Origin of the sequence: Bradyrhizobium algeriense, from assembly GCF_003062295.1 — a bacterium.
GTDB classification, from domain to species: domain Bacteria; phylum Pseudomonadota; class Alphaproteobacteria; order Rhizobiales; family Xanthobacteraceae; genus Bradyrhizobium; species Bradyrhizobium algeriense.
In genome coordinates this window covers 108,404-119,726 of the sequence record NZ_PYCN01000005.1, presented here as the reverse complement: position 1 = coordinate 119,726, position 11,323 = coordinate 108,404, and the positions used below count along the sequence as shown (strand labels likewise).

11 protein-coding genes are annotated in these 11,323 nt (G+C 63.2%); 8 read left to right on the top strand and 3 right to left on the bottom strand.

Annotated features, from left to right (window positions below; translation table 11 throughout):
• The first annotated feature begins 164 nt into the window (after positions 1-164).
• From C7G61_RS13485 to C7G61_RS13480, 3 genes are all read left to right on the top strand, one after another.
• A complete protein-coding gene (locus C7G61_RS13485; RefSeq protein WP_108514682.1) occupies positions 165-1,010 on the top strand; it encodes a CmcJ/NvfI family oxidoreductase in 846 nt (281 codons plus the stop codon).
• 81 nt (positions 1,011-1,091) lie between these two features.
• On the top strand, positions 1,092-1,241 hold the full coding sequence (locus tag C7G61_RS44585) for a hypothetical protein (protein WP_190241817.1): 150 nt from the start codon (positions 1,092-1,094) through the stop codon (positions 1,239-1,241).
• Between the two features lie 89 nt (positions 1,242-1,330).
• Complete coding sequence (locus C7G61_RS13480; protein ID WP_190241794.1) at positions 1,331-2,563, top strand: ABC transporter substrate-binding protein; 1,233 nt, start codon at positions 1,331-1,333, stop codon at positions 2,561-2,563.
• Between the two features lie 100 nt (positions 2,564-2,663).
• Here the strand turns inward: C7G61_RS13480 and C7G61_RS13475 are convergent, their stop codons facing one another.
• Together C7G61_RS13475 and C7G61_RS13470 are read right to left on the bottom strand one after the other, a co-directional pair.
• Positions 2,664-3,878, bottom strand: a complete 1,215-nt coding sequence (locus C7G61_RS13475; RefSeq protein ID WP_108514678.1) for a mandelate racemase/muconate lactonizing enzyme family protein — start codon at positions 3,876-3,878, stop codon at positions 2,664-2,666.
• Between the two features lie 183 nt (positions 3,879-4,061).
• On the bottom strand, positions 4,062-5,303 hold the full coding sequence (locus C7G61_RS13470) for an amidohydrolase family protein (RefSeq protein WP_108514676.1): 1,242 nt from the start codon (positions 5,301-5,303) through the stop codon (positions 4,062-4,064).
• Positions 5,304-5,455: 152 nt separating this feature from the next.
• Here C7G61_RS13470 and C7G61_RS13465 point away from each other — a divergent pair, with 152 nt between their 5' ends.
• Positions 5,456-5,872 carry a nuclear transport factor 2-like protein gene (locus C7G61_RS13465; protein ID WP_108514674.1) on the top strand — a complete coding sequence of 139 codons (417 nt, stop codon included), beginning with the start codon at positions 5,456-5,458 and terminating at the stop codon, positions 5,870-5,872.
• 110 nt (positions 5,873-5,982) lie between these two features.
• On the opposite strand, the gene C7G61_RS13460 is transcribed toward C7G61_RS13465, so the two are convergent.
• Positions 5,983-6,741 (bottom strand): GntR family transcriptional regulator, encoded by a 759-nt coding sequence (locus tag C7G61_RS13460; RefSeq protein WP_108515053.1) that lies wholly within the window; start codon positions 6,739-6,741, stop codon positions 5,983-5,985.
• Positions 6,742-6,936: 195 nt separating this feature from the next.
• Here C7G61_RS13460 and C7G61_RS13455 point away from each other — a divergent pair, with 195 nt between their 5' ends.
• The 4 genes from C7G61_RS13455 to C7G61_RS13440 all read left to right on the top strand — a co-directional run bounded on the left by C7G61_RS13455 (position 6,937) and on the right by C7G61_RS13440 (position 11,229).
• The gene (locus C7G61_RS13455; protein ID WP_108515051.1) at positions 6,937-7,815 is read left to right on the top strand and encodes an ABC transporter ATP-binding protein; all 879 of its coding nucleotides are present in this window, start codon (positions 6,937-6,939) and stop codon (positions 7,813-7,815) included.
• A gap of 1 nt (position 7,816) precedes the next feature.
• Positions 7,817-8,593 (top strand): ABC transporter permease, encoded by a 777-nt coding sequence (locus tag C7G61_RS13450; protein WP_108514672.1) that lies wholly within the window; start codon positions 7,817-7,819, stop codon positions 8,591-8,593.
• A gap of 47 nt (positions 8,594-8,640) precedes the next feature.
• Positions 8,641-9,666 carry an ABC transporter substrate-binding protein gene (locus C7G61_RS13445; RefSeq protein ID WP_108515049.1) on the top strand — a complete coding sequence of 342 codons (1,026 nt, stop codon included), beginning with the start codon at positions 8,641-8,643 and terminating at the stop codon, positions 9,664-9,666.
• Between the two features lie 120 nt (positions 9,667-9,786).
• The gene (locus C7G61_RS13440) at positions 9,787-11,229 is read left to right on the top strand and encodes an amidohydrolase family protein (RefSeq protein ID WP_108514670.1); all 1,443 of its coding nucleotides are present in this window, start codon (positions 9,787-9,789) and stop codon (positions 11,227-11,229) included.
• The last annotated feature ends 94 nt before the right edge of the window (positions 11,230-11,323 follow it).

Sequence of the window (11,323 nt, the reverse complement as noted above, 5' to 3'; positions counted from 1 at the left end):
ACGCGTGAAGGCCGGAAATACCGTCCGTTTCGACGGCCGCTTTGGACAAGGATTTTTCCCGTTTGCCGCGGTCGGGAATGACAAATTTGCTATTTTCGAAAGCGCCTTGTGAGGCTCGGCGGGCGAACCAAGATGAAACAGAACAAACAATGGAGTCCAGCACCATGGGCCTGCAGCAAGCAAAACTCGAATCGCTTCCCTTCGTCACCGCCGAGCTGAACTATCTCGCGCCGACCCCGGGAAAGCCCCGTACCTACGCCTTCGATCCGCCGCCCGGCGAACCCAAATCCACCGCGCTGCCTGAACCGCACAACGTCCCGATCTTCGATGCGCGCCTGATCGCCGGCAACCTCTCCTTGGACCGTGAAGGCTTTGCGCTGGTCCGCCATCCCACCATCGTCAAGGATTTCTACGACGACAAGGAAGTGAAAGGCGTCTACTACCCTGCCGTGGAAGCTTTTCTGAAGGCGACGCTGAAGGCCGACCGCGTCTTCATCTTCGACCACACCGTGCGCAAGCGCGTCGATGGCGCCGCCGATATCAGGGGCGCCGGACCGCGGCAGCCGGCCACGCGGGTCCATGTCGACCAGACCGACATCTCGGGTGCCAACCGCGTTCGCGAGCACCTTCCCGACGAGGCCGACGAACTCCTGAAGGGGCGCGTGCAGGTCATCAATGTCTGGCGGCCGATCCGCGGTCCCTTGCGCGATACGCCGCTTGCGATGTGCGACGGCCAGACGGTCGAGGCGGGCGATCTCATAGCCTCCGACCTGATCTATCCGAACCGCAGCGGCGAAACCTATTCCGTGAAATACAACCCGAACCACCGCTGGTACTACATCCCGGAAATGAGGACCGACGAGGCGTTGCTGCTGAAGTGCTACGATTCCGCAACCGACGGCCGCACGCGGTTCGGGCCGCATACCGCCTTCACCGATCCGACCACGCCCGCCGACGCGGCCCCCCGCGAGAGCATCGAACTGCGGACACTGGTGTTCCACAAGAGCTGATCGGGCAGCCCCGCCGGATTCGCGTTCCCACCCTGTTGGTGATACCTCGCGCCCCAAGACAATTTTGGGGCGAGACGGCTTATGGGCGGCAAGGCCGATGACGCGGATACCAACATCCGCGCGCTGATTTTTGCGCTGTTGGCGCTGGCCTGCGGCCACATGCTGTCGACGCTGCTGCGGACCATTCCGGCCTTCCCATCCTACCGGCTACCGGCCTGCCACAACATTTGAGTTCAACAACCGGATCTTGCGCGCTATCATCACTTCCGCTGGGTTGGCGTCACAAGCTCCCCGCGAGCTTGGCGTTCGAGGCCATGTCGATGCAAACAACAACAAAAGCCAGACGTATTGTATCGTTTCTCGCCGCCGCACTGGTATGGGCTTCAGCGGCCACGCAGCCGGTCCACGGCGCTGGCGTTACCGACACCGAAATCCGCATCGGCAACATCATGCCCTATACCGGGCCGCTGGCCGCGTTCGCTTCGATCGGCAGGGCGGAGGCCGCCTATTTCGACATGATCAATGAGCGCGGCGGTATCAATGGGCGCAAGATCAGGTTCATCTCCCGCGATGACAGCTCAAATCCGAGAACGGCGGTCGAGCACACCAGTGAACTGGTCGAGCAGGAGCGCGTGCACCTGATGTTCGGATCGTTCGGCACGCCGAGCAATCTGGCGACGCGAACCTATCTCAACGAGCGGAGCATCCCTCAGCTCTTTGTCGCTTCCGGTGACGAAGAGTGGGCGCACCCGAAGCGGTTTCCATGGACGATGGGCTGGCAGCCGACATTTCGTGCCGAGGGGCGGATTTATGCCAATTACATCCAGGCCGCCTATCCAAGCAGGAAGATCGCCGTGCTGTGGCAGAACGATCAGTTCGGCCGCGATCTGTTCCGGGGATTGCAGGAGGGGCTCGGCCTCACCGCCAACATGATCGTGGCCGACATCGCCATTGATGCGGACATGTCAATCGATACCCAGGTTGACATCCTCAAGAACTCCGGGGCCGACGTGCTTGTGCTCAATTGCGCGCCGCCGATCTCGGCGCGTGCCATCCGCAGAGCGGCCGAGCTGGATTGGCATCCCGTCCTGCTGCTGGTCAATGCGGCAGCTTCGATCGCCAACGCGCTGCGACCGGCGGGGCTTCAGAACGCCGTCGGCGTAATCTCCACCTCGTTTCTGAAGGATGCCAGCGACACCGCCTGGAAGGAAGATCCCGCCATCAAAGGGTGGCTCGCGTTCATGGACAAATATTATCCCGACGGCGACAAGGAGGATAGCTACGCCATCTTCGGCTACGCGGCGGCCCAAACCCTGGTCCAGGTGTTGACCCAGTGCGGCGACGACCTGTCGCGCGAGAACATCATGCGGCAGGCGGCGTCGCTGAGGAATTACCAGAGTCCGGTCGTGCTTCCGGGAATTGCGATCAACACCGGTCCGGCCGACTTCCACCCGATCAAGCAGATGCGGCTGGTGCAGTTCGACGGCAACACCTGGCAGCCGATCGGCGACGTGATCGAGAGCGCGTTCGCGAGCGCGCCGAATGATAACTGAGCGACTGTAGGATGGGTGGAGCGAAGCGATACCCATCAGCGTCTTGCACTATGGTCGATGGGTATCGCTGCGCTCCACCCATCCTACGCGGTACCGGCGCCTACTTCTTCTGCCCGTAATTCAGCAGCCCGCCCTGGCTCTTCGGCGGATGGGCGCGCAGGCCTTCCTCATTGGGTTCGGTGCCCCAGCCCGGGCGGTCCGGCATGATGAGATGGCCGTCGACGATCTCCGGCACGTGCGTGAACAGTTCATGGTCCCACGCCAGCCGATCGATATCGGTTTCCATGATGCGCAAATTCGGCACGGCGGCGGAGAAGTGTGCGTTCTGCATGGTGCAGAGGTGGCCGTAGAAATTATGCGGGGCGACGTTGACCTCGAAGTGCTCGGCGGCGGCGGCGATCTTCATCGATTGCCATACCCCGTTCCAGGGCGTGTCGATGATGGCGACATCCATCGCCTGTTCGCTGAAGTAGGGCAGGAAATCGCGCAGGCCCAACAGCGTCTCGCAGGATGAGACCGGGTGCGGGCTCTGGCGGCGGATATATCCCAGCGCCTGCGGATTGAAAGTGTCGATCTCCACCCAGAACATGTCCATGTCCTTGATGGCCCGCAGGATCTTCAGGTAGCCTTCCGTCTTGGCGTTGAAGTTGAGGTCGAGCAGCAGGTCGACATCGGGGCCGGCGCCATCGCGGATCGCTTCCAGATGCATGCAGAGGTTTCGCAGCACCTTGCGATCGACATTGATCTCCGGCTCGAACGGCGAGCCGAAGCCCGGCCGCCAGCCCTGCGGCTTGCCGTCGGTGTAGACGAAGATGTTGGTCTTCATCGCCGTAAAGCCCTTTTCGCGCACCTCGCGGCCGATTCCTTTCACGCCATCGAGATCGGTAATCGCCGGCTTGAACCAGTCGGGATGGTTGATGCGCCAGGTCGCGCAGTGCGACCAGTAGACCCGGATGCGGTCGCGGATCTTGCCTCCGAGCAGCTCGTGGCAGGGCACGCCCAGCGCCTTCGCCTTGACGTCGAGCAGCGCGTTCTCGATGGCGCCGAGCGCCAGCGCCACCACGCCGCCCGCGGCCGGTCGTGTCGCCGCAAACAGTTCCGCATAAATCCGCTCATGCTGGAAGGCGTTCTTGCCGACCACACGCGCGCCGAGCCGCTCGATCGCAGCCGTCACGCCCGGCGCGCCAAAACCCTCGTCATATTCGCTCCAGCCGACGATGCCGTCCTCGGTCATGATCTTGACGAAGTGGTAGTTGCGCCAGCCGGCGTCGCAGGCGAGCGTTTCGACGCTTCTTATTTGAGCGGCCTTTTTCATGATTTCCTGCCCCGTGGCTTGTTGTTGTGGTTGGCCGATAACAACAATGATTGGTAGGGCCGTCAATTGCAGGGCAACGCATAAGGCAGAGCACGGCCTGCATGGTTCGCCCGGCGCCTCGAAGCATCGCTCGGCTCCGTCATCATGGCCGGGTGACACGGCCATGACGAGGTTGCGGAGCGGCTATGCTTGCGGTCGAAACAGCGTCGGCTTCCGCCGCTCGAACACCTGCCGGCCGTTCTTGAATCCCATCAGCATGTCGGGCAGTTCCGCAATCGCATTTGCGCCGCTGTCGGTGTCGAGGATGATCAGATCGGCCGGGTTGCCCGGCGCGATGCCGTAATCCCGCAGGTTCATCAGCCGCGCCGGCAGCTCGGTGACGAGGTCGAGGCAGGCGTCGAATTCGCCGACGCCGGCATGCGCGACATTGGCGTAGAAATTCGCCATCCGCAGCAGCGAGGCGTCGCCGAACGGGGTGAAGGGATTGAGCACATTGTTGGTCGCGACCGAACACAAGACGCCGCTTTCGACGAGCTTGTGCGCCACCGTCAGCCCGCGCGGCGCATTGTGCGTGGCGTCGCGGCCCATCAGATAGAGATCGGTCGCGGGCAGCACGGTGACGGCGACGCCCGATCCAGCCAGCCGCGCTGCGGCCGCCTTCAGCCGATCCGGCGGCAGCGCCGACAATTTGGTGGCATGACCGATCGCGACGCGGCCCTGGTAGTTGCGCCGTTCGGTCTGGCGGCAGACCTCCTCGAGATGCCACCAGGACGGATCGAGATCGAAGTCGAGGTGCAGGTCGATATCGACATCGAACTCCTGCGCCAGGCCGAAAATCTTTTCGAGATGTGCGTTCGGGTCGGTGTCCATATAGGGACAGCCGCCGATCGCGTCGCCGCCGTCACGCAAGGCCGCAATCAGCAGTTCTTCAGCACCGGGATCGTTGGTCAGGCCCTCCTGCGGAAACACGCAGAGCGAGAGATCGAGCGCCCAGGTATAGGCGCGCTTCAGCGCCTTGACCGCCTCGAAGCCGCGCAGGCCGATGCGCGGATCGATTTCGACATGGGTGCGCATGCGCGTCGTGCCATGCACGATGGCGCGCTCGATCACCCGCGCGCCGCGCGCATAGATGTCTTCCACCGTGAAATCGCGCTTCATGGCCGCGACCGCGGCGATGGCCTCAGCGACGCTGCCGTGGTCGTGGCCGCAGCGGCCGAGCAGGCAGGCCTTGTCGAGGTGGATGTGGGTGTCGACGAAGCCGGGCAGGGCGAGCCTGCCGCCGACATCGATCTCGGCCGCCTCACAGGCAAGCCGCGGTTCGATCGCTGCAATGCGCCCGCCGGTGACGCCGATATCGACCGGGTTGGCTGCGGTCCGGGTTCTGGCGTTGCGGAAGATGAGGTCGAAGGCCGTTTTCGCGTTCATGGGTCCGAGCAGGCTGGAGCAGGCCCCGAGCCTAGCGGAAGCCCGCGCGCGGAGCAGCTCCAGATTGTGTGCAGTTTCGAGGCTAAATTGTTCAAAATATGTGCATGCAGTTTGGCGGTCCGATTGTAGTATGTCCATCAGGAGAAACCGCCATGTCCGTTGCGAAAGCCGAATCCAAGGGGATGTCCGACACCGAAGTGGTCGAGGCCTATCTCACGGCGTCGATGATTCCGGATCCCGAGGCTGCGTCGGCCTACATGAAGCCCGGCACGATCATCACCTTCACTGGCGGGCGCGAGTTCGATCATCCGCGCGGGCCGACCGGCTTCAACGCGCGGCGCTATCGCTGGGTCAAGAAGAAGATGGAGCGCTTCGACGTTTGTCCGGGTGCGGACGAGACCATCGTCTACAGCGTCGGCTCGCTCTACGGCGAGTGGCTCGACGGCACGCCTTTCGAAGGCAACCGCTACGTCGACCGCTTCGTGGTCAGGAGCGGCCAGATCGTGAAGATGGACGTCTGGAACGACAGCGCCGAGCGGATTCTGGTGCAGATGGGGATTGAGGCGTGAACTAGTAACATTCGTCATGCCCGGGCTTGTCCCGGCCATCCACGTCTTGGCAGCACGACCGAAAGCAAGACGTGGATGGCCGGGACAAGCCCAGCCATGACGAAGACCGATTATCTCGCCCTGACCACCTTCGGCAGTTTCACCACGCGGGCACTATCCGCCTCGTCCGCATACGGCGCCAGAATATCCAGCAGATCCCGGCCGCGCTGCGGGGCAGGAGCCACCAGCGCGCGGTTGGCGACCGAATCCAGGTGGCTGTGCATCAGGCTCATCACCTTGGCGTCGTCGCCCTTGACCAGTGCTGCGATAATCGCGCGATGCTCGTTGATCGCGCATTCCGACGAATGCGGGCGGCTGTACAGCGACAGCGTCAGGCAGCAGCGATAAGCGACCTCGCTGACGTAGCGCACCAGGATCGGGCTGTTCGTCATGTGGGCGAGCAGGATGTGGAATTCCGTCGCCAGCCTGATCGACACCGCGTCCGTACCGTCACGGGCGCGGTCCTCGGCGTCGACATGGGCGTTGAGTTCCGCGACCTGGCTCTTGGTCAGCTTGCCGGCGAGTTGCCGCACCACCAGCCGTTCGAGTTCGATCCGGATATCGAAGGCGTCGCGCGCTTCCTGCCAGCTTGGCGTCGCCACGACGGCAATCCGGTTGCGGCGAAGCTCGACGAGCCCCTCGGCGGCCAGTTGGCCCAGCGCATGGCGGGCGATGGTGCGGCTGACGCCGAACCTTTCGCCGAGCGAATCCTCCGGTAATTTCGCGCCGGGCTCCAGCGCCTGCTCGATGATGGCGCGGCGAAGCGCGCGGCAGATCACGCCGACCTTGTCGGACGGTTCAGCGGTTTTGCTGGCGGCGCGGGGCGCCATCGGCGAATCCTTAAAACTGGGCCTCGAATGGCGCTCTCTTATCACAATTGCGCACCGATTGAGCGCCTCAATTGCATGCAGTTTGAGGACCGGATTGCACAAAAGGAATCCGTCCGCTTCGGCGATCATCTGCGATACCATTGATTTCCAAGGCAAGTTTCGCTGGCATCCGGCTTGCATGCACTTCGAGCCATGATGCGCATGCAACCACATTCCGAATTCTCTGGCTCGCCGGTTCCGGCTTCCGCCGCACCCATCGCCATCGAACTGTCAGAGGCCTCGGTCACCTTCGGCCGTGGCGACCGCGCAGTGCCGGCCCTTTCCACCACGACGCTGCGGATCGCCGATGGCGAGTTCGTCGCTCTCGTCGGGCCGTCCGGCTGCGGCAAGTCCACCATCCTGCGGCTGGTGAGCGGGCTGGTGCAGCCATCCACCGGCGTGGTCATCGTCGGCGGCCGGGAAGTGGCGGCGCGGGCGCTCCGCGTCGGCATGGCGTTCCAGAATCCGACCATGCTGCCCTGGATGACGATCGAGCGGAACATCATGCTGCCGCTCAAGATCGTCGAACCGTTTCGTTCGCAATTCCGCAAGCTGCGCAAGACGGAATTTCGCGACAAGGCCAACGCGCTTCTGGAGCAGGTCGGCCTCAAGGGTTTTGGCAGCCGCTACCCCTGGCAACTCTCCGGCGGCATGCTTCAGCGCGCCAATCTGTGCCGCGCGCTGATCCATGAGCCGCGCATGCTGCTGCTCGACGAGCCCTTCGGCGCGCTCGATCAGTTCACGCGGGAAGAACTGTGGTCGATCCTCCAAGACCTCTGGATCGCCCACAAGCCGACCGTGCTGCTGGTGACGCACGATCTTCGCGAGGCGGCGTTTCTTGGCAGCCGCATCTGCGTGATGAGCGCGCGGCCCGGCCGGATCCTTGATGACAGCCACGTCACCTTTGCCCGGCCGCGCACGGTCGCGATGACGTTCGAGCCGGACTTTGTGGCGCTTAACCAGAAGCTGCGCGCGTTCATCGAGGATGCCCGGACGGCGTCAAGAGAAGCTTCGGCAACACAGGGAGCGGTTTGAGATGCCCGATCTCGATTATCGCCAGAAGGCCTGGTCGGCGGCACTGATCGTGCTGTTCTTCGTCGCCTGGGAATTGTTCTGCCTGATGACCGGGATGTCCGATCTGGTGTTGCCGCGCCCGTCGCAGGTGTTCGTCACGCTATTTGAGAAATTCCCGATTCTCTGGCCGCACATCCTGCAGACGCTGGCCACGACGATGATCGGCTTCGTGCTCGGCGTCGGCCTCGGCGTAGTCCTCGGCGCGGTCATCGGCGTTTCGAAGACGGCTTACGATACCGCCTATCCGCTGCTGGTCGGCTTCTCCTCGATTCCAAAGGTCGCCGTGGTGCCGATCTTCGTCTTGTGGTTCGGCTCCGGCTCGGTGCCGGCGGTGCTGACCGCGCTCTCGATCTGCTTCTTCCCGATCGTGGTCAACATCGCGACGGGCCTCGCCACCACCGAGCCCGAACTCGAAGACGTGCTGAAGGCGCTCGGCGCCAGCAAGCTCGACATCCTCTGGAATGTCGGGCTGCCTCGGACCATGCCGTTCTTCTTTGCGTCATTGAAGGTCGCGATCTCTTACGCCTTTGTCGGCGCGGTGCTGTCGGAAACCGTCGCCTCGAACCGCGGCATCGGCAACGTCATGATGACCGCGTCCTCCAACTTCAACGTGCCGCTGGTGTTCGCCGGCCTGTTCGTGCTCGCCGGCCTCGGCGTCGCGCTCTACGTGATCTTCTCGGCGATCGAGGGACGCGTCACCGGCTGGGCCACCCGCAAGAACGACGTGATCGCGACATGAAGAAAATTTTCGCCGACGCCATCCAACCCTTGATCCAGGAGACCATGATGTTAGCCAGAGTAAGCGCCGCGCTGTTGGGAGTTGCCTTGTTCGCCGGCACCGCCAACGCCCAGGAAACGACGATCAAGTTCACCCTCGGCTGGAAGACGCAAGGCTCCGACGCCGCGTTCTTCTACGCCAAGGACCACGGCTTCTTCAAAGCGGAGGGCCTCAATGTCGTGATCGACCAGGGCGAGGGCTCCGGCGCCACGGTGACGCGCATCATGTCGGGTGCCTATGACGCCGGCTTCGGGGACGTCAACGCCATCATCCAGAACGCCTCGACCAAGCCGCAGGATGCCCCGGTCATGGTCTATATGATCTGGAACCAGCCGCCGTTTGCGATCGTCACCAAGAAGACCAGCGGCATCAACACCATCAAGGATTTCGAGGGCCATACGCTCGGCGGCGCGCAGGGCACGCCGACCACGCGGCTGCTGCCGGTGTTTGCGCAGAAGAACAAGCTCGAAGGCGAGAAGATCAAGATCTCCAACATGGCGCCGAACCTGCAGGAGCCGATGCTGATCAAGGGCGATATCGACGCCGCGCTGGTGTTCAACATCACGAGCTACTTCAACCTCGTGCTGAACCGCCAGGATCCCGACAAGGACTACAAATGGTTCCAGTTCGGCGATTATGGCCTCGACCTCTATTCCAACGGCGTGATGGTGTCGCGCAAGCTCCTGGCGTCCAATCCGAAGGCCGTCGCCGGCCTCGTCCGCGCCGTCAACAAGGGCATGATCGCGATCGCCAAGGATCAGAACGCCGGGATGAAAGCCGCTGTCAATTACGACAATCTGATCAATGTCGAAGTCGAAAAGCGCCGCCTGCAATATTCCTTCGACAAGCTGATCGTCTCACCCGAGATGAAGGAGATCGGCGTCGGCGACGTCAAGGATGACCGCATGGCCCGCGCCATCGGCATCATCGTCGAGGGTTATCAGCTCGCTCGCACGCCGACGCCCGCGGAAATCTTCTCGCGCGAATTTTTGCCGCCGCGCGCGGAGCGGGAGCTGGTGTATACGGCGAACTGAGGGATGTGAGCGAGCACCGTCATTCCGGGATGGTGCGCAGCACCAGACCCGGAATCTCGAGATTCCGGGTTCGATGCTTTGCATCGCCCCGGAATGACGAATTGGAGAGGGCGCGCTCTTATGATTACCGAAGTCATCGCACACAGCCTGTTCTCCGGTCCTGACCGTGGCCTGCTGGAAAACGTCGTGCTGCGGTACGATGGCGGAACCATCACCTCTATCTCCGCCGGAGCGCCTCCCGCCACAAGCCCGCGCTCCCTTATTCTTCCCGCCTTCGTCAATGCCCACGACCATGCGCGGCCGACCGCGTCCTCGTTCGGCGCGCTCGGCATGCCCCTGGAAAGCTGGATCCTGCGCTCCGCGCTTGGCGCGCCGGTCGATCCCTATCTGACCGCGGCTTCCGCGCTGGCACGTTCGGCACGCGCCGGCTGCGCGGCGATGATGATCCATTACACCCGCCCGAGCGGCACCATGCCGCTGGTGGAAGAGGCCGGCGCGATTGCGCGCGCAGCGTCCGACGTTGGCATCCGCATCGCCTTCGCGCTTGCGGTGCGCGATCAGAATCCGGTCGTGTATGGCGATGAAGAACCGGTTCTCTCCAACCTTTCCAAAGACGATCGCAGCACGATCGAGCAGATGTTCGTCCGCGCGCCGATGTCGCCGAAAGCCTATATAGAGCTGACGGATGCGATTGCCGCTGATATCGCAGGGCCGAAGGTGGATGTGCAGCTCGGCCCGGCCGGCGTGCAGTGGTGCTCAAAACCGCTGCTGGAGGCGGTGGCGGAGAACTCCGCGCAGACCGGACGCCGTATCCATATGCATCTGTTGGAGACCATCTATCAGCGCGCTTGGGCGGACCGGCATTTTCCTCACGGTATCGTCCGTTATCTCCGCGACATCGGCTTCCTGTCGGACCGGCTGACGCTGGCTCATTGCATCCATGCCCGCCCCGACGAGATCGAGATGATCGCAGCCTCCGGCGCGCGCATCGTCACCAATTTCTCCTCCAATCTTCATTTGCGCTCGGGCCTCGCGCCGATCGCCGCCGCGCACAGATGCGGTTGCGCCATCGCGGTCGGCGTCGACGGGCTGGCGCTCGACGAGGACGACGACGTGCTGCGCGAGATGCGGCTGGTGCAGATGATGCACGGCGGCCTAGGCTTCCAGCGGACCTGGACCACTGCCCAATTCCTCGGCCTCGCCATCGCCAATGGCCGCAAGGCGACGGGCGCGCCCGGAACCGGCGAATTGACGCCGGGCGCGCCGGCCGATTTCGTCACCATCGATCTGGATCGGCTCGACCGCGACCAGATCATGCCGGTCGACCCGATCGATCTCCTGTTCGCGCGCGGCAACGCCTCTCTCCTGCGCGATGTGGTTGTGGGTGGCCGGAAGATCGTCAGCGAGGGCCGCTGCACCGGCGTCGATCTTCCCGCGATCGAGCACGAGCTGCGCGGAATTTACCGGGCCAACGCAAGGCAGCTCACGCCCTTCCAGCGCACCTGGCCGCCGCTGTCGGCGTCGCTGCAGAACTGGTTCGAAGCCCAGCTCGACTGCCGGTAACGCGCTAAGCACCTCATCCTGCTGTGTGAATTCCGTGATGTGGAACGAAATTCCACTTGCACAGAATCCCGGCAAAGGTTTCATGTTCAGCAAC